This is a genomic window from Saccharopolyspora sp. 6M, from assembly GCF_020176775.1.
GTDB classification, from domain to species: Bacteria; Actinomycetota; Actinomycetes; order Mycobacteriales; family Pseudonocardiaceae; genus Saccharopolyspora_C; species Saccharopolyspora_C gregorii.
In genome coordinates, this window is sequence record NZ_JAIUJZ010000204.1 from 1 (window position 1) to 20,315 (window position 20,315).

The following is a 20,315-nucleotide window of genomic DNA, read 5'->3' on the forward strand; positions in this document are numbered from 1 at the left end:
ACCCCCTACTGCGCCCCCGACCCCGACCGGTACGGGCAGTGGGGCGCCAAGACGATCAGCTGCGCCATGCTCGACGAGCACCGCGAGATCTGGACCCGCGTCTACGGCCCCGATCAGCCGATGACCCACCTCGACGTGCACGCCCTCGACGAACGGCTCACCGGGCTGACCGGGGTGCTCGACCCGGTGCGCACCGAGGTCGCCGCGCTGCGGCAGCACGCCACCGAACAGCTCGCCACCGCGCTCACCGCCCGCGCCACCGCCGAAGCCGATCGGGACGACGCGCTGGAGAAGTCCCGCGCCGCCGAACACGACCGGGACCGCGCCCGCGCCGAGGCCGCCGAAGCCCACGAGCAGGCGGCGACCGCCCGCGCCGCGCAGGAGACCGCCGAGGCCGAACGCGATCAGGCCGTGCAGGACCGCGACGCCGCCCATGCCGACCGGGACGCCGCGCGCCGCGACAGCGCTCAAGCCCACGCCGACCGGCAGGCCGCCCTCACCCAAGCCGCCGCCGCCCAGCAGCACATCGCCGAGCTCAACGACGCCCGCGCCACCGAACGCGCCGCCGCGCTCGACGAGCAGGAACGCCTCCGCCACGAAGCCGACGAGGAACGGCAGCGGCTGCGCGACGAACTCGACCAGCACTGGCGGCAGCGGCTGCAGGACCAGGAGGCCGCGTCGACCGAGCGGCTCACCGCCACCCGCGAGGCCGCCGACGCCCGCGCCGCCGAACTCACCGACCGGCTCACCGAAGCCACCCGCTCCTACGCCGCCGGCCTCGCCCCGCTGCACGCGGAACTCGCCGCCGAACGCACCGCCCACGCCGAGCAGCAGGCGGCCGCGGCCACCGCTCGCCGCGAACACGAGGAATTCCGCACGGCCCTGCGCCAGGCCCTCGCCACCGAACCCGGCGACGAGCTGCCCGCACGGGTGCGCGCCCTGCTCGGACCGGACGACGAGGACCCGGACGGCGAGAACTCCGGGACGACCACCGGCTGAGCACGGCGGCGACCACCCGCGATCGGCCTCGGCGACCGGGTCCGCGCCGACATCGCGGAGGGGAGATCACCCGGCCTTTTCGTCACAGTGCTGAAAATCGACGGTGTCCAGCGATGCGGAAACCATCACCCTCGCGCCGTCCGGCCCGGGCACGTCCCTGCCGCGGTCAGCCGTCACCCGCGGCCGGGGCGTTCGGCACCGCCGCGTGGCGCCGCTTGAGCTGGTCGGCGAACTCCCGCCACAGCTCGGCGCAGTCCTCGGCCGCAGCGCTGATCACCTCCACCTGGTGGCCCGGCAGGTTGGCGATCAACCTGTCCCATCCGCCGGGACGCAGCGCTCCCGCGAAGTTGGTGTGCAGCAACCGGATCAGCGCTCTGCCCGATTCGGAGAAGCGCAGCGACGGGTCCTTGCCGAGGTGGTGCAGCACCCGCGGCCAGTCGCGAGCGCAGGGTTGCGCGGCCTGGGATCGCCGCGCCACCGGGATCGGCGTTCGCGCCTGCGGCGATGGCCGCTCGGGCCGAGCGCGGCAGCGCGCCGTCCAGGACGGTGAACGCCGCTCCGCTCTTGAGCACCGCGACCATGCCCGCGACCGTGCTCGCCGGGGAGGCCAGCGCCAGGCCGACGATCCGTTCCGGCCCGGCACCGCGTGCGACGAGGTCCGCGGCCAGCGCGTCCGTGCGCCGGTCCAGCTCGCGGTAGGTCAGCACCGGTCCGCCGTCGATGATCAGCGCGGGCCGGTGCGGACCCTCGCCGACGCACCGCTCCCACTGGGCCAGCAGGTCCGCTTCGGCCGTCATGACCGCGCTCCGCGCAACCAGGCCGACAACTCCCCGAGTCCCGCCCGGAACTCCCGTTCGGCGCCGCCGAACCCGAGCCGCACCCCGTCCGGCCTGCCGAACGCGCTGCCCGGCACGAGCAGGGTGCGGTGCGCCTCCAGCAGGCCGAGGCAGAACGCTTCGCAGTCGGCGGCCTCCCCGCTGAGCCCGCGGATCTCCAGCAGCGCGCACACCCCGCCGAGGGGTTCCTGCCAGCGCACGTGCTCGGCGTGCTCGGCCACCCAGGCGCGCAGCCGGTCGAGGTTGCGCCGCGCTTCGGCTCGGCGTGGTTCGATCAGCGCGGGGGCGCGGCGCATGGCGCGGGCGGCGATCAGTTCGACCAGCGGGGACAGGAACAACGTGCTGCGGTCGCGCCGCGGGAACGTGGCCCGCAGCAGTTCGGGTGGCCCCAGGCACCAGCCGACGCGGAGCCCGGGGAGGCCGAACGCCTTGGAGAACGTGCCGTAGGACAGGGTCCGCTCGTAGCGGGACGCGGGCTCGGGCAGCTGGGCCCAGCGGTGGGTGATCTCGGAGAACGCCGCGTCCCAGACGAGCAGCGCGCCGGTCGTCGCGACGTGGTCGACGAACGCCGCCCAGCCCTCCGGGGACAGGGTGCGGCCCGTCGGGTTGTGCGGGAAGTTCACGATCACGGCCGCGACGTCGCCGGTGATCAGTTCGGCCAGCACGGCCGGGTCCACGTGGCCGCCGCGCACCGCCCCGGCCGGCAGCACGGCGACCTCGCAGCCGATGGCCGCCGGGTAGTGCCCGAGCGCGTGGTAGGCGCTCTCCTGCACCACGACCCGGTCCCCGGGGCGCAGCACCACCGGCAGCGTGAGCGCGATGGCTTCGCTGGAGCCGTGGGTGACCAGCACCCGGTCCGGGTAGCCGTCGCCGTAGCGGTCGGCGATGGCTCGGCGGACGTCCGCTCCGCCGCGTCAAGCGGGCGGTGTTCGACCGCGCAAATACGCGGTCGAACACCGGGAGAACGGTGTCACCCGAATGTGTGCGCACATTCCACGAATGCCGCGGATGATCGCGCTCCGGGCGCGTGCAATACGCCGATCCGAGCGCGTCGCGAATCCGGTATCGGTATTCACGGCCGCCGCGCGTTGTGCGATCATCGCCACGTGATCGAGCAGCAGAACGACTCGCCGAGCACCCGATTCCGCAGGGCCGGGAACGGAGATGAAGCCGCCGTCCGCGCGATCGACGGATCCTTCACCACGAACACCATCTTCGAAGTCAGCGGGGACGAAGACGGTTTCCGCTTGCGCGAGATTCCGGTGTCACCGCCGATCAACAAGGTGTTCCCCGCCGATGCGGAAGAGGACGACGAGGACGACGACCCGGTTCGGTTCGTGTGCGTCGACTCCGCCGGAGCGGTCTGCGGTTTCATCGACCTCGAACACGAGTCTTGGAATGGCCGAATGACCATTTCCGATGTGGAAATATCTCCGGAACAACGGGGTCGCGGAATCGGTCGCGTACTGGTGAACCTGGCCATCGGCCACGCCCGCGAACTGCGGGCCCGAACCTTGTGGCTGGAGGTCACCAACATCAACGCGCCCGCCATCAACGCGTATCGGCGCCTGGGCTTCACGCTCTGCGGACTGGACACCTCGCTGTACCGGGGAACCGCGTCGGAAGGCGAAACGGCGCTGTTCATGAGCCGCGACCTGACCTGAGCACCCGGGTGCCGCCGCGACCGGCGACGGCTCGGGGGGCGGGTGCACGCCCCGCGAGATCGCCGTCGCCGGAACCGTCCGCGGCGCTCGTCGCCGACGTCGCCGCGGGCCACCCGTCGCCCGCGGAGTGACCACCGTTCGGGAGGACCGATGCCGGTAAAGGACGACCGCGGCGCACCACCGCCCTTCGGCGATGTCGGCACCGGCGAGCCGGTGGTGCTGGTGACGGGGTCCGGCGCGGGCGGATCGACGTGGCACCTGCAGGTTCCGGCGCTGGTCGCGGCCGGGTACCGGGTGCTCACCCCGGACCACCGGGAGCACTCGGCCGGCGGTGCCGACGATCTCGTCGCGGACCTCGTCGGGTTGATCGAACGCGTGCGGCTGGGGCCGTGCCGCCTCGTCGGCACGTCGCTGGGCGCGCACGTGGTCCAAGAGCTGCTGCTGGCCCGTCCGGACCTCGCCCGGCAGGCGGTGCTGCTGGCGACCCGCGGCCGCGCCGACGCACTGCGCGCGGCCGCGGTGGCCGCCGAACGCGAACTGCTCGCCAGCGGCGTCGTGCTCCCGCCCGGGTACGCGGCGGTGCAGCGGGCGCTGCAGTTCTTGTCCCCCGCGACGCTCAACGACGACGTGCGGCTCACCGACTGGCTGGACCTGTTCGAGGTGTTCCCGCCGGCGCGCGCGACGGAACTCGTGGACGTCGCGGCGGACCGGCTCGACGCCTACCGGGCGATCCGGGTGCCGACCCTGGTGATCGGGTTCGGCGATGACCTGATCGCGCCGCCGCACCTGGGTCGCGAGGTGGCCGCGGCCATCCCCGGAGCGCGCTACGTGGAGATCGCCGACTGCGCCCACTACGGCTACCTCGAACGGCCGGAGGCGGTGAACTCGGCTCTGCTCGACTTCTTCGCACCACCGCCCGCAGGCCGCACGCCGCCGACGTGATCTGCGGCATCGACACCCCCGCAGGAGTTCCGCACCACCGGTACCGGCGACGGAGCGCTCGAACGGGTGCACCCCGCTCGGGTCGGACGACGACACCGGCCGAACCCGGCGGTGAATATCCGCGATCGGCCTCGGCGACCCGGTTCGCGCCGCTACGTTCCGGACCACGCACTCCTTTCGTCACCGTGCCGAAAGGCGCCGGAGTCGGGAGACGCGCGAGAACGATCTTTTTCGGCCCCTTCGGCGGGCCGGAAGACGAAGGAGCCGCACCCATGAAGCTGATCAGCGCGGACCGGGTGCTGCCCGGGCCGGCCGGGCAGTGCCTCGAAGACGGCGCCGTCCTGGTCGAGGGCGCCCGGATCGCCGCGGTCGGGACGCGCGAGCAGCTGCGCCACCGGGAACACACCCGGCACGAGCACTGGTCCGGCGCTACCCTGCTGCCCGGGCTGATCAACGCCCACGTGCACCTGGTCTTCGACGACACCGCCCCCGATCCGGCCGCCCTGGTCGAGCGGGTGCGCACCACCTCCGACGAGCGGCTGCACGAGCAGGCGGCCGGGCGCGCGCTGCGGGCACTGCGCTCCGGCACGACGACGCTGCGGGACTGCGGCGACCGGGACGGGATCACCGCGCGGCTGCGGGACGAGATCCGCACCGGCGCCACCACCGGCCCGCGCCTGATCACCACCGGACCACCGCTGACCGTGCCGGACGGGCACTGCTGGTTCCTCGGCGGTGCCGCCGGAACGGACGAGGAGTTGCGCGAGCGGGTGCGGCGCAACGCCGAGCTCGGCGTCGACATGATCAAGGTGATGGCCTCGGGCGGGCAGATCACCCCCGGCTCCCCACCGAGCTGGCAGTCCCAGTTCGACCGCGACCGGCTGCGCCTCGTCGTCGCCGAAGCCGAGCGGCACGGGCTGCCGGTCGCCGCGCACGCCCACGGCACCACCGCGATCCGCGACGCCGTGGCCGCGGGCGTGCGCACCGTCGAGCACTGCTCCTGGACGACCGGACCGGGCGAGGTGCACCGCGACGCCGCGACCGCCGCGGAGATGGCCGCGCGCGGTGTGCACGCGTGCGCGGCCTCCTCCCGTAACTGGCGGCGGATCATCGACTCGCTGCCCCCGGAGGTCGCCGAGCAGGTCTACGGCCGGTTGCCGTGGCTGGCCGAACGCGGCGTCGGGCTGATCACCGGCACCGACGCGGGTCTGCCGTCCAGCCCGTTCGACGACCTGCCCGGGGCGCTGCAGCTCTACGTCCACCTCGGGTTCGCCGCCGACCGCGTCGTGGAGATGGCGACCACGACGAGCGCGGCCGCGCTCGGGCTGGGCGAGGTGACCGGCCGGCTCGCTCCCGGCTTGGACGCGGACCTGCTCGTCGTCGACGGTGATCCGCGCACCGGCCTCGCCGCGCTGGGCGCGGTGCGCGCCGTGTTCGCCCGGGGTGCGGCGGTCGGCTGAACCTCAGCTGAGGTCGAGGACCGCTTTGCCGTGCAGCCGGGCGCCGCGCAGCTGGTCGATGGCCTCCCCGGCCCGCTCCCAGTCACCGCGCCAGGAGATCTCCGGGTGCAGCCGCCCGGTCGCGACCTGCTCGGCCAGCCAGGTCAGGTCCGCGCCCAGCCCAGGGGCGGAGGGCATGAAGAACGTGACCAGGTGGCGGTCGTCGTTGCCTGGCGCGCCGAACAGCTCGCCGTACGGGAAGTGCTCGGCTTCGCCGGTGGTGTGCCCGACGGCGACCAGCGTGCCGCCCGGGTGCAGCTTCCGGAACGCGCTGACCAGCTGCGGGCCGCCGACGTTGTCGACCACGCCGTGCACGGGCGCGTCGAGCTCGTCCGGCCTGCCGATCACCTCGTGGGCACCGAGGTCGCGCAGCTCGTCGCCGCGTGCGGTGGTGTCGCGGGTGGAGGCGATCACGTGCGCCCCGCCGAGGCGGGCGAGTTCGACCGCGTAGCGCCCGACTCCGCCGGTGGCGCCGGTGACCAGCACGCGCCTGGCGAGGATCGGGCCGAGGCGGCGCAGGGCGCGCAGCGCGCTGGCCCCGGCGACCGGGACGGTGCTGAGCACCCCGAGATCCGCACCCTCGGGCGCGGTGCCGATCGTGTCGGTGTCCACGGCGCGCAGCTCGGCCCACCCGCCCTGCATGGCCATGGTGACCACCGGGGTGCCTGCGGCCGGGCCGGAGCCGTCGGCGGCGGGGCGTTCGACGACGCCCGCGGCGTCCCAGCCCAGCAGGGTGCCGTCGGGCGAGCCGGGCAGCAGGTCGGTGACCTCGCCGTAGTTCAGCGAGATCGCCGAGACCCGCACCAGCGCCTGGCCCGGCGCGGGTGCGGGGTCGGTGGTGCGGCCGAGCCGCAGCCCGGTGGGTGCGGAGTGGTCGACGAGCAGTGCACGCATGGCGCCGCGCCTTTCCCTGGGTGGAGTCGTCGCTCGGACGCGACCACCCATTTATGCCACTGAGTGGCAGTTGGCGTCAAGTGACAGGCCTTGGTGATCCGACCGGCCCGAAAATCCGTCGCACCCCGAACCGCCGCGTGACAGCATCTGCCGCATGCCCGCAGCCGTGACCGCGCAGCAGCGCGCCGACCGCACCGCCCGCGCCCTCGCCGCCGCCACCGCGGCCGGCCGCGACCTCGGACTCGACGTCGGCGCGGCGACCGTGCTGCACGACGCGTTCTCCGTCGTCGTGCACCTGTCCCCCTCCCCGGTCGTGGTGCGGGTGCCGACCGTGCTGCCGGGCGGTACCGACGTCGAGACCCAGGCAGCCCGCCAGCGCAGCGAGCTCGACGTCGTGGCCTGGCTGGCTGAGCAGGGCGTGCCCGTCGTCGCGCCGAGCCCGCTCGTGCCCCGCGAACCGGTGCGGCGCGACGGCTTCTCGATGACCTGCTGGCAGCTCGTCGAGAACGACACCACCGCCGAACCCGACTACCTCGACCGCTGCCGCCTGGTCGCCGACCTGCACCTGGCGCTGCGCGGCTACCCCGGCGCGCTGCCCTTCCTGGACGCGGTCGACCTCGGGATGATCACCCGCGGGCTCGCCGACCTCGCCGAGCTGCCCGAGCTGCTCGCCCCCGCCGACCTGGAACGAGCCCACCGGGAATGGGACGTGCTCGCGCCGCTGGTGCGGTCCCGCCAGGAGTTCGAGGCCGCGTTCCCCGGCGTCGGCATCCAGCCGGTCCACGGTGACGCGCCCGCCGTCAACATCCTCACCACGCCCGGCGGCGACCTGTTCGCCGACTTCGAACTCGCCACCTCCGGGCCCGTCGAATGGGACCTGGCGTTCCTCGGCGCCGACGCCGCCGCCACCTACGACGCGGCGGCGCGCGCACTCGGCCTGCGCACTCTCGACGACCGGGTGCTGCGCCTGGTCGACGCGATCGGCGTGCTGCGCTCGGTGGCCTGCCTCGCCCTCGCCCCGCAGCTGCCGATGCTCGCCGAAGCCGTCGCCCCGGTGCTCGACCGCTGGCGGGACGGCCCCTTCGCCGGTGGCTTCGAGCGCTGACCTCGCCCGCCTCCGCGCCACCGGGTGCCGTGCGTCCCCGAGCGGCATTCACCACTCGGGGACGGACCTGCGCGTAGGCTCGGCCGCATGCCCGAGGCCCCCGCAGGTTCGCTGCGCGAGCGCAAGAAGCAGCGCACCCGCCAAGAGCTGATCGACACCGCGTTGGAGATGTTCACCGAACGCGGCTTCGACGCGGTCACCCTCGACGAGCTCTGCGCCGCCGTCGAAATCTCCAAGCGCACGTTCTTCCGCTACTTCACCAGCAAGGAAGACGTCGCGATGGCCCCCAGCCAGGACATGTGGGCCGCGCTGATCGAACGGCTGCGCGCCGGTGAACCCGACCTGGACCGCACCCTGCTGGACTCCGTCCAGGACGACCTGCTCGCCGTCGTGGCGGACATGCCCGGAGGATGGGCGCGGCGCACCCTGGCCGCCCACCGGCTCACCGCCACCACCGCGTCGATCAACGGGCACAACCTGCACTTCTGCGACCGCACCACCCGCACCATCCGCGACGTGCTCGGCAAGCGGTTCGCCATCCCCGACGACACCACCGATCCGCGGCCGCGGATCGCCCTCGACGTGCTGATCTCCGCGACCCGTTGCGCCCAGGACGCGTGGGCCGCCGGGAGCACCGGCACCCGCGACGAGCTGCTCGCCCACCTGCGGACCGCGTTCGCCGCGATCCCCGGCGCGCTCACCTGCACTCCGCACGTGCGGGGCTGAACCGCGCACGTCCGGCCGAGGCCTCGCCTTCGGCCTGGTCGTGCTGCTTCGCCGCCGTTCCGGGTGCTCGCCACCCTCCCCGGCTTGCCGATGGGGACCCCGGTCAACGCCCTCGGGTTCGCCCCGATCAGGGCGGTGCTCCTGGGGCGAGCGCGCTGACCTCCGGAATTCTCGCCGTTCCCGGCCCCGGCGCGGTCCCCGGCACCTAGGGTGAGCGGATGTCGTCGATCAAGCAGGTCCAGGTCACCTTCGACTGCGCCGAACCGGAACGCCTCGCCCGGTTCTGGTGCGAGGTGCTCGGTTACGTCGTCGCGCCACCGCCGGAAGGCTTCACGAGCTGGGCGGAATACGACCGCACGCTGCCGCCGGAACGGCAGGGCGCCGGGTTCGTGTGCCGCGACCCCGAAGGGCAGGGCCCGCGGCTGTACTTCCAGCGCGTTCCCGAAGGCAAGGTCGTCAAGAACCGGGTGCACCTGGACGTGCGGGTCGGCACCGGCCTGGTGGGCGAGGAGCGCGTCGCCGCGCTCGAAGCGGAATGCGCCCGGCTGGTCGAGCTCGGCGCGCAGCGGGTGCGGCTGCTGGTCGCCGACGAGTACGACGAGTCCTGCCTGGTGATGCAGGACATCGAGGGCAACGAGTTCTGCCTCGACTGACCGCCGTTCAGCCGCGCCCGGCGGGGAACCGGCTGGTGCCGCGCAAGAAGCGGGTGATGCGCTGCCACCGCCCGCCCGACGGCTCCGCCCGGACCGGCGCGGCCGGAGCGGTGGCGCGGGCCCGCGCGCGCTGGTCGCGCCAGTCGGCGACGAGTTCCTCCACCTGCACCAGGCCCAGCGGCACCTGCGGTCCGGTCGGGGTGCGCAGCCACGCCAGGATGCGCCGGTTGAGCTCCGCGGCCGCATCCCGCACTGCCTGCTCGGACGGCAGCTGCCGCACCTCGCCGCGGAGCCGTTCGGCCTCCTTGCGCAGTTGCAGCGGGGTCGGCAGCAGCGCCTCGCGGGACAGGCCTTCGCGGTCGACGTAGCCGCGGACCCACCACAGCTCGTCGTGCGGCTCACCGGCGCCGGGCAGCGGGCGGCCCAGGCCGTCGAGGTCCTCGAAGTCGCCGCGTTCCTGGGCGACGCGGATCTGCCGCTCGATCCACGTCTCGAACGTCGTGCCGTGCGGTTTGCGCTCGGTCATGCCGCCCTCCCGCGTCGTCGCCACCGGCTCCCAGGATATCCGCGGCTCCACGGCCGATCGAGCGCCGCTCAGCGCGCCGCGAACGCGCACAGGTGGCGAACTTCTGCAGCACCTGGCCTGCCGACCCGGTGCCGAGGGAGAAGAACTCCGGCGCGAAGCGTCCCACCGGCACCACCACCTCGGCGCCGAGGAAGGAGGCGCCGACCAGGTCAGGTTTCAGGTGCGCAGGTGGGACGCGCCGTTGACATCGAGCACCGCGCCCGAGGACCAGGTCGCCTCCGGTGAGGCCAGGTACAGCACGGCCGAAGCGACCTCCTCCGGCGCCGCGACCCGGCCGAACGGGCTCTGCGCCCGGATGTCGGCGCCCTGCTGCCCCTCCAACCGGCCCGCGACGCGTTCGGTCTCGACGAACCCGGGCGCCACCGAGGCCACCGCGATGCCGTGCGGCGCCAGCGCCACCGCCAGCGACTGGCCCAGCGCGTGCAGCGCCGCCTTGCTCGCCGCGTACGCCGGGTGGTCGGGTTCGCCGCGGAACGCGCCGCGCGACCCGACGTTGACGATGCGCCCGGTGGCGCCGCGTTCGATGAGGTGCGCGGCCACCTGGTGGCTCAGGTTCGCCGCGCCCAGCAGGTTCACCTCGACGGTGCTGCGCCACGCGGCCTGCCAGTCGGCGTAGGAGGTGGTCGCGGGCGGGTGCGGGGTCATCACCGCCGCGTTGTTGACCAGCACGTCGAGGGCGCCGAGCCCGTCGACCGCCTCCCCGACCAGGCGCTGCACCTGGCCGGGGTCGGCGAGGTCGGCCCGCACCAGCACGTGCCCGGAACCGGGCAGCGATTCGAGGGTGCGGGCGGCGTCCTCGGGCCGGGAGGAGCAGTGCACGGCGACCCGGTCCCCGGCTTGGGCGAACGCGACCGCGACGGCACGACCGATGCCGCGCGAAGCGCCGGTGACCAGCACTCCGCGCCCGGATTCGGCCGAGGGGTAGGAAGAACGCGACATGGGACTCCGATCGCTGCGTCTCGACTTCTGCTGTGGAGCGGGTGGCGGAACCGCACCGCGTGTCCTCGAACCTGCGCCGCGGGCCGTGTCCGTGTCCTGTCAGCGGCGAAGCCCGATGAGCAGAGACCACGCACGCAGCTCGACCACCCGCTGAGGTTCCGCCACCCCAGTGCTACACGACGAGAGTTGAGCGGACAGACCGGTCAGCGGGTCGACTCGAACAGGTCGACGACCTCGTCGGTGGTTCCCGTTTCGCCGAGGCGCGGGAAGATCCGCTCCAGGCTGTTGCGGTGCGCCTCCGCGTCGAGGTCGGTCATCGCGTCGGTGGCGAGCGTGACGTGGTAGCCGTGCTCGTGCGCGGCGCGCGCGGTGGATTCCACGCCGAGGCTGGTGGCGATGCCGCCGAGCACGATCTGGGTGACGCCGCGGCGCCGCAGCTGCACGTCCAGGTCGGTGCCGTGGAAGGCGCCCCAGTTCCGCTTGGTCACCACGATGTCGGCGGGGTGCCCGGCGAGTTCGTCGATGATCCGGTCCCAGCCCTCCGGGAACTCGCGGCGGCCGCCCCCGGCGGAGGTGCGGCCCGGCGCGGCGTCGGCGCCGTCGGCGGCGAAGCTGACCCGCACCAGCACGACCGGGGCGTCGTGCTCGCGGAACACCTCGGCGAGCCGGACGCAGCGCTGCACCACGTCGGCGGCGGTGTGCGGAGTGCCGGGCGCGCCGGTGATGCCGTTCTGCAGGTCGATGACGACCAGCGCGGTGCGCGGGTCGAGCGTGCTCAGGGACATGGGTGGAACCTTTCCGGGAGGGGTTTTCCGGTCGATCACCGCGCCACCGCGGGCCCGAGGCGCCGCAGCGTGCGGTCGAGCACCGTCACCACCAGCAGCAGGGCGGCGACGACGATCAGGAACAGGGCGAGGCCGTGCAGCCCGGTGGTGTCGGCTCCCCCGCTGAGGAAGGTGCCGCCTGCGGCGGCCGCGACCATCGCCCCGACGTAGGTGAAGGTGCGCAGCAACCCGGCGGAGGAGCCCATCCGCTCGGGGTCGGCCTGGTGGTAGAGCGCCTTCTGGTTGGCGAGGCTGATCAGCCCCTGCGGGATGCCGACGACGACCGCGATCGCCACCAGCAGCCAGATCCCGCTGCGCGCGCCGACGAACAGCAGCAGCGCGCACGCCACCAGCTGGGCCAGGCCGCCGACGAGCAGCTTGCCGCGGACGCCGTCGCTGCGGCCGGTGGTGCTGGACACGACGATGCCGGTGAGGAACATCGGCAGCAGCACCAGCCCGGATTCGGTGGGCGTGAGCCCGCGGCCCTGCTCCATCCACTGGGTGTAGCCGAACAGGAACGCGTAGGAGACGGTGAACGCCAGCAGCGTCCGCGCGAAGGTGCCCAGCACCGGCAGGTTCCCGGCCAGCACCCGCAGGTCCAGGAACGGTTCCGCCGCGCGCAGCTCCCGCACCGCGAACCCGGCCCCGGCGGCGACCGCGAGCACCGGCAGGTACCAGTGCGCGGCGGAAGGCTCCATCAGGAACAGCAGCAGCGCGCTCAGCGTCGCCGCGAACAGCGCGATGCCGGGCACGTCGAGCGAACCCGAACCGGATTCGTGCCCGCCGCCGCGGGGCAGCCGCAGCGCACCGAGCACCAGGCAGGCCAGCGAGAGCGGGATGTTCACCGCGAACACGGTGCGCCAGCCGCCGAACCCGATCAGCAGCCCGCCGAGGGTGGGGCCGACCACGGCGATGGTCTGCGCGGAGATCGCCAGCGCGGTCAACACCCCGTTCGGGCTGTCCCGCCCGGTGCGCCGCGATTCGCTGCGGATCAGGTGCATCGCCGCCGGGTAGCCCGCGCAGGTGCCGAAGCCGATCAGCACCCGCGCGACGACGAGCACTCCGGCGATCCCGAGCAGCGCCGCACCGGCGAGGAACAGCCGCCGCGGGCCGTGCAGGTCCACCAGCCTGCCCACCACGGGTTGGCCGATGGCGGTGGCCAGGTACAGCGCGGACACCAGCCACGCGGTCTCGGCGGGTGGCGCGCCGAGGGCGGCGCCGATCGGCACCAGCGCCACCGCGATCATCGAGGAGTTCACCGGGTTCAGCGCCGACCCGAGCACCATCGGGGCGATCAGCTTCCGGTCGAAGCGCTCCTGCCCGGTGGCGGTCACCGCTCCGCGACCCGTTCCAGCAGCGCCATCGCCTCGATGATCACGTGCCGTTCCTGTTCGGTGCAGCGTTCCTGCAAGGCGGTGGTGAGCCATTCGCGGCGGGCCTGCCGATCGCCTTCGGCGCGGCGCTTGCCCACGTCGCTGAGCGTGATGAGCTGCCTGCGGCCGTCGGCCGGGTCGGGGCGGCGTTCGATGAGCCCGTGCTGGTCGAGGGCGGCGAGCGTGCTGGCCATCGATTGCGGCCGCACCCCTTCGGCGACCGCGAGCACGCTGGCCGAGGAGTCGCCCTCCTTGCCGAGCCGGGTGAGCACCGAGGTCTGCGAGGGGGTGAGGTCGTCGCCGACGGCCAGCTCGCGCAGCCTGCGCCGCAGCCTGCCGACCACCACCCGCACCTCGCGGGAGGCGCGCACCGCCGAGTCGTCGTTCTCGGTTCCCGTCATGCCCCCACGGTAAATTCGACAGTCTGAACTGTCCAGTCCCACCTGTCCAGGTCGACCTGCTCAGCCTCGACTGCCCGGAATGCGCGATCGGCCCGAACCGGACGCACCGCCGCGCGAACTGGTAGAAGGGCGGTATGAGCGAACAACCGCAGGTGCAGGACCACCCGGAGCGCAACCGGTTCGAGATCACCGTCGGCGGCGAGCTCGCCGGGTTCGTCGACTACCGGCGCACCCCCGGGCACGTCGACCTGGTGCACACCGAGATCGACCCCGCCCACCAGGGCGCCGGGCTCGCCGGGACGCTCGCGAAGACCGCGCTCGACTCGCTGCGCGCCGAAGGGGTGCAGGTCACGCCGACCTGCTCCTACATCGCCGCCTACATCCGCAAGCACCCCGAGCACCTCGACCTGGTGCCCGAGTCCGCGCGCGCCGCCCTCTGATCGCGCGGGCTACCGTCGTCCCGTGAGCAACACCGAACCGGACCCCGCCGAACGCACCGTTTGCGACGGGCCGCCCACCGGCACCGCCGAACCCCGCGCGGACCTGCTCGAACCGCGCGACGTGCCGCTGGGCGGGCCGCGGGCGATGCGGGTGCGCCGCACCCTGCCGCACCGGGACCTGCGCATGGTCGGCGCCTGGTGCTTCGTGGACTCCTACGGTCCGACCGACCTCGGCGGCGGTCCGGGGATGCAGGTGCCCCCGCACCCGCACATCGGGTTGCAGACCGTCAGCTGGCTGCTCGACGGCGAGATCCTGCACCAGGACAGCCTCGGCAACGCGCGGCTGGTGCGGCCCGGGCAGCTGAACCTGATGACCGCGGGCGGCGGCATCGCCCACTCCGAGCAGACCCCGGCCGAGCACTCCCCGGTGCTGCACGGCGTGCAGCTGTGGATCGCCCAGCCCGAACGGGACCGCAACGGGCCAGCCCACTTCGAGCAGCACGCCGACCTGCCGGTGCTCACCGAGGACGGCGGCCGCATCACCGTGATCAACGGCGAGCTCGGCGGCGCCACCTCACCGGCCCGCACCTACACCCCGCTGGTCGGCGCCGAGATCGCGCTGCGCCCCGGTGGGCGGGTGCGGCTGCCGCTGCGCCCGGACTTCGAGCACGCGGTGCTGGCGCTGTCGGATCCGGTGGAGGTCGACGGCACCGCGCTCACCACCGGCTCGCTGCTGCACCTCGGCGAAGGGCGCCGGGAGGTCCTGCTGTCCGCGGCGTCGGCGAGCCGGGCGCTGCTGATCGGCGGGGCGCCGTTCGACGAGGAACTGGTCATGTGGTGGAACTTCGTCGCCCGCACCCACGAGGAAGTCGTCGAAGCGCGCCGCGACTGGGAGGCCGAGCGCACCGGCCCCAGCGCGGACCGGTTCGGAGCCGTGCCCGGCTACGACGGCGCCGCGCTGCCCGCGCCCGAACCACCCCGCGCACGCCTGCGCGCCCGCCCCAGGGCCCGGCACCTGGAGCGCTGAGGCGGCTCACCGGGCCCGGTCGGACCAGACGACCTCCCCGTCCACGACCGCCGAGGTCGGGGACAGGCCCACCGCGCGGGCGACCGCGCTCGACCGCCGGTGTCCGGGACGGATGTGCGCGGTCAGCTCGCCGACGCCCTGCTCGTGCAGCCAGCCGGCCATGGTCCGCGCCGCTTCCTGCGCGTAGCCGTGGCCCTGGTGCTCGGTGCCGACGACCCAGGCGAGCGCGGCCCGCAGCAGTCCCGGCTCCGGGCGGGTGAGCGTGGCCTGCACGGTGCCGCGAACCCGCCCGTCGGCGCGGCCGCGCACGATCCAGTTCAGCCAGCCCTGCTCGCCGTCCGGGGAGTGCCCGGCCACCTGCCACCGGTAGCGCGCCGCGAGCTCGTCGGCGGAACGCGGTTCCCCACCGGTCCACTCGTGCAGCCGCACGTCGTCGAGGACCGGCGCGGTCTCCCGCGCGTGCGCGACCCGCAGCGGTTCCAGCCGCAGTCGAACCGTCAGCAGCGGCGCGGCGGCCGGCCAGGCCGCGAGATCGGACACGCCGCGGATCGTAGCCGCGCAGGCCACCGGCGGCCGGGCACCCGTCACCGGGGCCCGCCGGCCCCCGGCTCGGGTCCCGCGGTGAACACGTGACCGCCCCGGTGCTCCGGCCACCCCGGGTCGCCGGTGGCCGCGAACGACACCCACGCCCCGTGCAGCCGATCCGCCAGCGCACGGTCCGGCTCCTCCCCGAGCAGCCCGGTCGGCCCGGTGGCGACCGCCAGGTTGTGGAACACGAACGGCAGCTCCAACCCGTGGCAGGCACCCAGCCGGCCGCCGAAGCGCGGCGAGCGCCAGGTGAACTCGGCGACGTGCGTGCGCCCACCGGAATCGCGGTGGCGCGCGGCGAACTCCCGGGCCGGCAGCCGGAACACCAGGTCGGTCAGCGCCGCCGACAGCGCCTCGCCCGCCGGGCGCCGCCCCAGGCCGTAGGCCGCGAGCACGCCGGACGCGTCCGGGTGCGAGGCACCGAGCGCGGCGACGGCCTGCTCGTCGGTGGTGGAGTCGACGACGCCGGAGGCCACCAGGTACAGCGCCATCTCCTCCCGGCAGGTGCTCACCAGCACGTCGATCCCGGCCGCGCTGCCCGCGGCCACCGCCTCGCCCGGCGGCACCGGCAGCACGTCGTCGCCGTGCACCGGCAGGAACGCGCTGAGCCCGAACGACGGGTCGTGGCCGTGCTCGTCGCGCAGGTCCGGAGCACCGCCGGGCGCCATGACCGCTGCTTGCGCGGCCAGCAGCTCCCGCACCCCGACCCGCCGGAACGCCTCCGCCGTCGCCGGAACGCCTCCGCCGTCGCGGGAACGCCCAGGTGCCGCGCCAGCGACTCCACCAGCACCCGGCCCAGGTTCCGCGAGCGGGTCATGCCGGTGTGCCCGCTCTGCACGATCGCCCGGTCCACCACCCCGTCCAGCAGCGGCGAACCGAGCAGGTCCGCGATGCTCATCGCCCCGGAGGACTGCCCGCACACCGTGACGTTGCCCGGGTCGCCGCCGAACGCGGCGGCGTTGTCCCGCACCCAGCGCAGCGCGGCCAGCTGGTCGCGCAATCCCACGTTCGTTTCCCCGATCGGGGCGAAGCCCTCCGCTCCCAACCGGTGGTTGATCGCGACCAGCACCACCCCGGAGCGGGCGAACGCGGCCCCGTCGTAGAGCGGTGCCGCGCCGCCGCCGCTGACGAACGCGCCGCCGTGCACGAACACCAGCACCGGCAGTCCGGCGCCGTCCTGGTCCGGGCGGGTGATCTCGGCGGTCAGGTAGTCGTCGCCGCCGAACCACTCCGGGCCGCGCAGCACCGAGACGTCCAAGCCCGGCAGCTCCCCCGCGGCCTGCTGCGGCGCGACCGGCCCGACCCGGTCCGCCGCGCGGACCCCGCCCCAGCGCGGCGCCGGTCGTGGGGCCGCGAACCGCAGGTCACCGGTGGGTGCGGCCGCGTAGGGCACCGCGCGGAAGCGCACCACCCCGCCGCCGCGGATCCCGCGGACCCGCCCCGACGTGGTGGTGGCGATCGGTTCTGCCACTGCCCGGTCCTCCTCCTGCCGCGCCCGATCGAGTCGGGCGGATCACTGCGCGATCACCGGATCCTCCGGCGAGGCCCGCTGATCGCGTCGGACGATCTCGATACCGTGGCGATCATGACCAACCCCACGTCGTCCTGGGCGGACGGGCCGCTGCTGGCGTTCGACCTGGAAACCACCGGAACGGACACCGGCACCGACCGGATCGTGACCGGCACCCTGATCTCCATCGTGCCCGGCCGCGAACCGCAGGTCCGCACCTGGCTGGCCGACCCCGGTGTGGAGATCCCCGCCGAGGCCGCCGAAGTGCACGGCATCAGCACCGACCACGCCCGCGAGCACGGCCGCCCCGCCGCGGAGGTCGCCGCCGAGATCGCCGAAGCGCTGACCGACACCTGGCACCCGACGCGGCCGCTGTGCGTGTTCAACGCGCCGTTCGACCTGTCGCTGCTGGACTCGGAGCTGCGCCGCCACCACGGGCGGAAGCTGGAGGTGACCGGGCCGGTCGTCGATCCGCGCTGCCTGGACAAGCGGTTCGACCGCTACCGCAAGGGCAAGCGCACCCTCGGCGCGCTGTGCGAGCACTACCGGGTGCGGCTGGACTCCGCGCACGACGCCACCGCCGACGCGCTGGCCTGCGCCCGGCTGGCGTGGCGGCTGGCCAAGACCCACCCGGACGAGATCGGCACCCGCGCCCTCGCCGCCCTGCACGAGGACCAGACCGGCTGGCACCGCGACCAGCAGCACGACTTCGCCGGGTTCCTCGACCGCCAGGCCGACCGCGCGACCGACACCGCCGAAGCCGACGGGCTGCGGGCCCGCGCGGCCGACGTGCGCGCCCGCGCCGAGCACTGGCCGCTGGCGCTGGTCGCCGAACCTGCCTGACGGCGAGTGGGGCAACGGGTGCGGCGCGCGGAGCAGCCGCCCTGTCGGGTTCCCGTCATCGGGTCCGCCCGGGTCCGGCGCGCTCCTACGGTGAGCGCTTTCCGCAGGTGACGCGGCCGTGCGGGCCGCCGAACCCGCTCGTTCCCCGGACCCGAAGGACGTGCTGTGCCGAGCCCCGAACTCCCCGACACCGGCCGCGATCCGCGGTGGCGCCGCCGCGCCGTGACGGCCGCGGTCGCGCTGCTGGCCGCGGGCACCACCGCGCCGGCCACCGCGGCCGCCGAACCCGACGCGCGCGCCGGCGCGCAGACCCCGTTCACCTCGGTGGAAGCCGAGGGCGCCGAGACCAACGGCACCGTCCTGGGCCCCGACCTCACCCAGGGCAGCCTCGCCTCGGAGGCCTCCGGGCGTCGCGCGGTGACCTTGGACGGCCCGGACCGGTACGTCGAGTTCTCCCTCGGCGCCGACGCGAACGCGCTGACCGTCTCCGGCAGCGTCCCGGACGGCACCGAGGGCACCGTGACCGTGTCGGTCAACGGTGAACGCCTCGACACCCCGTTGCGGGTCACCAGCGAGTACTCCTACCTCGACACCCCGGACATCGAAGGGTCGACGACCCACCACCTGTTCGACCACGCCCGCCTGCTGCTGGACCGCGACCTGCACGCCGGGGACGTGGTGCGGCTGCAACCGGGCACGGTGCCCTCCTACACCGTCGACGTCGCCGACTTCGAACAGGTCGCTCCCGCCCCCGAGGCGCCGCAGGGCTCGGTGTCCGTGCTCGACACCGGTGCCGATCCGACCGGCGCCGAGGACTCCGCGGCCGCGTTCACCGCCGCGATCGAGCGGGCCAGGGCCGCGGGCACCGAAGTGTGGGTGCCCGAAGGCCGGTTCCGCATCGACTCCCCGCTGGCCGTCGAACAGGTCTCGATCATCGGCGCCGGGCCGTGGCGGTCGGTGCTGCTGAGCTCGCACCTGATCGACCAGACCGAGTCCGCGGGCGGGGTGCGGCTGCGCGACTTCGCGGTGCTCGGCGACGTCACCGACCGGGTCGACGACTCCCCGGACAACTTCGTCACCGGCAGTCTCGGCGCGGGTTCCGAGATGACCGGGCTGTGGTTGCAGCACCTCAAGGTCGGCATGTGGCTGACCGGGAACAACGACGACCTGCTGGTCGAGGGCAACCGGATCCTGGACACCACCGCCGACGGCATCAACCTCAACGGGTCGGCCCGCGGGGTGCGGGTGCGGAACAACTTCCTGCGCAACACCGGGGACGACTCGCTGGCCATGTGGTCGCTGCACGCGCCCGACACCGGCAGCTCGTTCACCGGCAACACCGTGATCGCCCCGAACCTCGCCAACGGCATCGCCGTCTACGGCGGCACCGACCTGCAGGTGCGGGACAACCTGGTCGCCGACACCAACGCGCTGGGCAGCGGCATCGCGATCTCCAACCAGGCGTTCGCGGCTCCGTTCTTCCCGCTCAGCGGCACGATCGAGGTGACCGGCAACGAGCTGGTGCGCACCGGGGCGATGAACCCGAACCGGCTACACCCGATGGGGGCGCTGCGAGTGGACGCGTACGACTCGCCCATCGAGGCCGAGGTCCGGATCGCCGGGACGACCGCGACCGGTAGCCCGTACTCGGTGTTCGAGTTCTCCTCGGGCGGCGGGCAGGGCCACGAGGTCCGCGGCGTCACCGTCGAGGGCGCGGAGCTGCGCGGCGTGGGCACGGTCGTCGTGCAGGCCGAGACCGGCGGTGCGGCCCGCTTCGAGCAGGTCACCGCGGAGTCCGTGGGCGCGGCCGGGGTGTACAACTGCCCGGACCGGGGGACGTTCACCGTCGATCTCGGCGCCGGCAACAGCGGCTGGGACGACATCTGGCCGTGCGGGACGTGGCCCGAACCGTGAGCCGCGGCGGGGGGGGCCGAGTTCGATCCCGGGGAGACCCGCGCACGCAGCGAACAGGGCGGGTGTCCTGCGGTGCCCGCGCACCGGTCTCCTGCCACGGACCGTGAGCACGAAGGTGCCCGAACCGGCCCGCGAAGTCGGCACGGCCGCTCACGGTCGGCGACCGCGGGCGGGATGTGGCGGGGAACGCATCCCGCTTCTGGCCCTAGCGACCGCAGTGATCGCCGCAGTTGAGGACGATGTTCGGCACTGGCCGTGACAGTGCGCGGCGGATCACCCACATTTCGCGCCCACTCGGGTGGTGCTTTACCGGTCCGTTACCGGTAGGGTCTGATCCGCCGGTGGGTCACCCACTGGTGGTACTGGCCGTTTGCTCCCCGCAGAGTCGATACGGATGACACTTCAAGACGATCTAGTTCGCCCCTGGTTCCAGCCGGCGGTCCCGCCCGAGCAGCAGGACCGTTCGCGGCCCGATGCCGGACCGGTGACCACTCGCTTCGTCGGAGAACTGCCCCTCGATGCGGCACCGGCACCGTCCGCCCCCTCCGGCCC

Annotated in this window: 20 protein-coding genes and 3 pseudogenes; 11 read left to right on the forward strand and 12 right to left on the reverse strand. The window is 74.1% G+C overall.

The genetic code is table 11. The features are described from left to right. Nucleotides 1–999 (forward strand): hypothetical protein (locus LCD31_RS23720; RefSeq protein WP_224961422.1); only part of this gene is annotated, 999 nt, incomplete at its 5' end. Between the two features lie 166 nt (nucleotides 1,000–1,165). Here LCD31_RS23720 and LCD31_RS23725 read toward each other — a convergent pair. The 3 genes and pseudogenes from LCD31_RS23725 to vioD all read right to left on the reverse strand — a co-directional run. After that, entirely contained in the window at nucleotides 1,166–1,477 is a 312-nt protein-coding gene (locus tag LCD31_RS23725) for a hypothetical protein (protein ID WP_224961463.1), read from the reverse strand. Nucleotides 1,478–1,505: 28 nt separating this feature from the next. After that, nucleotides 1,506–1,796: pseudogene (locus tag LCD31_RS29840) on the reverse strand (AMP-binding protein); the annotation flags it as partial. Further along, nucleotides 1,793–2,734 (reverse strand): annotated as a pseudogene (gene vioD, locus LCD31_RS23735) (capreomycidine synthase); the annotation flags it as partial. The pseudogenes LCD31_RS29840 and vioD, both read right to left, overlap by 4 nt. A gap of 207 nt (nucleotides 2,735–2,941) precedes the next feature. Between vioD and LCD31_RS23740 the strand changes: the two are divergent. The 3 genes from LCD31_RS23740 (at nucleotide 2,942) to LCD31_RS23750 (ending at nucleotide 5,901) form a co-directional block, all read left to right on the forward strand. Continuing rightward, nucleotides 2,942–3,499 (forward strand): GNAT family N-acetyltransferase, encoded by a 558-nt coding sequence (locus LCD31_RS23740; protein ID WP_224961424.1) that lies wholly within the window; start codon nucleotides 2,942–2,944, stop codon nucleotides 3,497–3,499. Nucleotides 3,500–3,649: 150 nt separating this feature from the next. Further along, nucleotides 3,650–4,441, forward strand: a complete 792-nt coding sequence (locus tag LCD31_RS23745) for an alpha/beta fold hydrolase (RefSeq protein ID WP_224961426.1) — start codon at nucleotides 3,650–3,652, stop codon at nucleotides 4,439–4,441. Nucleotides 4,442–4,713: 272 nt separating this feature from the next. Further along, entirely contained in the window at nucleotides 4,714–5,901 is a 1,188-nt protein-coding gene (locus tag LCD31_RS23750) for an amidohydrolase family protein (RefSeq protein ID WP_224961428.1), read from the forward strand. Between the two features lie 3 nt (nucleotides 5,902–5,904). Here LCD31_RS23750 and LCD31_RS23755 read toward each other — a convergent pair whose 3' ends face one another. Further along, nucleotides 5,905–6,834, reverse strand: coding sequence for a zinc-binding dehydrogenase (locus tag LCD31_RS23755; RefSeq protein WP_224961430.1), 930 nt, complete (start codon nucleotides 6,832–6,834; stop codon nucleotides 5,905–5,907). A gap of 154 nt (nucleotides 6,835–6,988) precedes the next feature. On the opposite strand from LCD31_RS23755, the gene LCD31_RS23760 reads away from it, so the two are divergent. The 3 genes from LCD31_RS23760 (at nucleotide 6,989) to LCD31_RS23770 (ending at nucleotide 9,318) form a co-directional block, all read left to right on the forward strand. Continuing rightward, nucleotides 6,989–7,939, forward strand: a complete 951-nt coding sequence (locus tag LCD31_RS23760; protein WP_224961432.1) for a phosphotransferase — start codon at nucleotides 6,989–6,991, stop codon at nucleotides 7,937–7,939. 87 nt (nucleotides 7,940–8,026) lie between these two features. Then, a complete protein-coding gene (locus LCD31_RS23765) occupies nucleotides 8,027–8,665 on the forward strand; it encodes a TetR/AcrR family transcriptional regulator (protein ID WP_224961434.1) in 639 nt (212 codons plus the stop codon). 218 nt (nucleotides 8,666–8,883) lie between these two features. Then, a complete protein-coding gene (locus tag LCD31_RS23770; protein WP_224961436.1) occupies nucleotides 8,884–9,318 on the forward strand; it encodes a VOC family protein in 435 nt (144 codons plus the stop codon). Between the two features lie 7 nt (nucleotides 9,319–9,325). On the opposite strand, the gene LCD31_RS23775 is transcribed toward LCD31_RS23770, so the two are convergent. The 5 genes from LCD31_RS23775 to LCD31_RS23800 all read right to left on the reverse strand — a co-directional run bounded on the left by LCD31_RS23775 (nucleotide 9,326) and on the right by LCD31_RS23800 (nucleotide 13,441). After that, complete coding sequence (locus LCD31_RS23775; RefSeq protein ID WP_224967807.1) at nucleotides 9,326–9,868, reverse strand: DUF1992 domain-containing protein; 543 nt, start codon at nucleotides 9,866–9,868, stop codon at nucleotides 9,326–9,328. Between the two features lie 192 nt (nucleotides 9,869–10,060). Then, the gene (locus LCD31_RS23785) at nucleotides 10,061–10,843 is read right to left on the reverse strand and encodes an SDR family NAD(P)-dependent oxidoreductase (RefSeq protein WP_224961440.1); all 783 of its coding nucleotides are present in this window, start codon (nucleotides 10,841–10,843) and stop codon (nucleotides 10,061–10,063) included. A 203-nt stretch (nucleotides 10,844–11,046) separates the two neighbouring features. After that, nucleotides 11,047–11,628, reverse strand: coding sequence for a hydrolase (locus tag LCD31_RS23790; RefSeq protein WP_224961442.1), 582 nt, complete (start codon nucleotides 11,626–11,628; stop codon nucleotides 11,047–11,049). 35 nt (nucleotides 11,629–11,663) lie between these two features. Further along, nucleotides 11,664–13,001 (reverse strand): MFS transporter, encoded by a 1,338-nt coding sequence (locus tag LCD31_RS23795; protein ID WP_308015862.1) that lies wholly within the window; start codon nucleotides 12,999–13,001, stop codon nucleotides 11,664–11,666. Beyond that, nucleotides 12,998–13,441, reverse strand: a complete 444-nt coding sequence (locus LCD31_RS23800) for a MarR family winged helix-turn-helix transcriptional regulator (RefSeq protein WP_224961444.1) — start codon at nucleotides 13,439–13,441, stop codon at nucleotides 12,998–13,000. The genes LCD31_RS23795 and LCD31_RS23800 overlap by 4 nt, the downstream gene beginning before the upstream one ends. 134 nt (nucleotides 13,442–13,575) lie before the next feature. On the opposite strand from LCD31_RS23800, the gene LCD31_RS23805 reads away from it, so the two are divergent. Both LCD31_RS23805 and LCD31_RS23810 read left to right on the forward strand, forming a co-directional pair. After that, on the forward strand, nucleotides 13,576–13,881 hold the full coding sequence (locus LCD31_RS23805) for a GNAT family N-acetyltransferase (RefSeq protein ID WP_224961446.1): 306 nt from the start codon (nucleotides 13,576–13,578) through the stop codon (nucleotides 13,879–13,881). A gap of 22 nt (nucleotides 13,882–13,903) precedes the next feature. After that, a complete protein-coding gene (locus tag LCD31_RS23810; RefSeq protein WP_224961448.1) occupies nucleotides 13,904–14,908 on the forward strand; it encodes a pirin family protein in 1,005 nt (334 codons plus the stop codon). A gap of 6 nt (nucleotides 14,909–14,914) precedes the next feature. Here the strand turns inward: LCD31_RS23810 and LCD31_RS23815 are convergent, their stop codons facing one another. The 3 genes and pseudogenes from LCD31_RS23815 to LCD31_RS29255 form a co-directional block, all read right to left on the reverse strand. Next, nucleotides 14,915–15,448 (reverse strand): GNAT family N-acetyltransferase, encoded by a 534-nt coding sequence (locus tag LCD31_RS23815; RefSeq protein WP_224961451.1) that lies wholly within the window; start codon nucleotides 15,446–15,448, stop codon nucleotides 14,915–14,917. Nucleotides 15,449–15,492: 44 nt separating this feature from the next. Beyond that, on the reverse strand, nucleotides 15,493–16,164 hold the full coding sequence (locus tag LCD31_RS29250; protein WP_255615679.1) for a carboxylesterase family protein: 672 nt from the start codon (nucleotides 16,162–16,164) through the stop codon (nucleotides 15,493–15,495). A 137-nt stretch (nucleotides 16,165–16,301) separates the two neighbouring features. Further along, a pseudogene (locus tag LCD31_RS29255) lies at nucleotides 16,302–16,967 on the reverse strand (carboxylesterase family protein); the annotation flags it as partial. A 114-nt stretch (nucleotides 16,968–17,081) separates the two neighbouring features. On the opposite strand from LCD31_RS29255, the gene LCD31_RS23825 reads away from it, so the two are divergent. Continuing rightward, nucleotides 17,082–17,849 (forward strand): exonuclease domain-containing protein, encoded by a 768-nt coding sequence (locus tag LCD31_RS23825; RefSeq protein ID WP_224961453.1) that lies wholly within the window; start codon nucleotides 17,082–17,084, stop codon nucleotides 17,847–17,849. Between the two features lie 165 nt (nucleotides 17,850–18,014). Beyond that, nucleotides 18,015–19,763, forward strand: coding sequence for a glycosyl hydrolase family 28-related protein (locus tag LCD31_RS23830; protein ID WP_224961455.1), 1,749 nt, complete (start codon nucleotides 18,015–18,017; stop codon nucleotides 19,761–19,763). The last annotated feature ends 552 nt before the right edge of the window (nucleotides 19,764–20,315 follow it).

Coding starts and splice junctions, on each gene's coding strand:
- LCD31_RS23765 (WP_224961434.1), top strand. CDS start 8,027: ATGCCCGAGGCCCCCGCAGGTTCGCTGCGCGAGCGCAAGAAGCAGCGC.
- LCD31_RS23805 (WP_224961446.1), top strand. CDS start 13,576: ATGAGCGAACAACCGCAGGTGCAGGACCACCCGGAGCGCAACCGGTTC.
- LCD31_RS23785 (WP_224961440.1), bottom strand. CDS start 10,843: ATGTCGCGTTCTTCCTACCCCTCGGCCGAATCCGGGCGCGGAGTGCTG.
- LCD31_RS23750 (WP_224961428.1), top strand. CDS start 4,714: ATGAAGCTGATCAGCGCGGACCGGGTGCTGCCCGGGCCGGCCGGGCAG.
- LCD31_RS23745 (WP_224961426.1), top strand. CDS start 3,650: ATGCCGGTAAAGGACGACCGCGGCGCACCACCGCCCTTCGGCGATGTC.
- LCD31_RS23770 (WP_224961436.1), top strand. CDS start 8,884: ATGTCGTCGATCAAGCAGGTCCAGGTCACCTTCGACTGCGCCGAACCG.
- LCD31_RS23825 (WP_224961453.1), top strand. CDS start 17,082: ATGACCAACCCCACGTCGTCCTGGGCGGACGGGCCGCTGCTGGCGTTC.
- LCD31_RS23790 (WP_224961442.1), bottom strand. CDS start 11,628: ATGTCCCTGAGCACGCTCGACCCGCGCACCGCGCTGGTCGTCATCGAC.
- LCD31_RS23755 (WP_224961430.1), bottom strand. CDS start 6,834: ATGCGTGCACTGCTCGTCGACCACTCCGCACCCACCGGGCTGCGGCTC.
- LCD31_RS29250 (WP_255615679.1), bottom strand. CDS start 16,164: ATGGCGCCCGGCGGTGCTCCGGACCTGCGCGACGAGCACGGCCACGAC.
- LCD31_RS23800 (WP_224961444.1), bottom strand. CDS start 13,441: ATGACGGGAACCGAGAACGACGACTCGGCGGTGCGCGCCTCCCGCGAG.
- LCD31_RS23760 (WP_224961432.1), top strand. CDS start 6,989: ATGCCCGCAGCCGTGACCGCGCAGCAGCGCGCCGACCGCACCGCCCGC.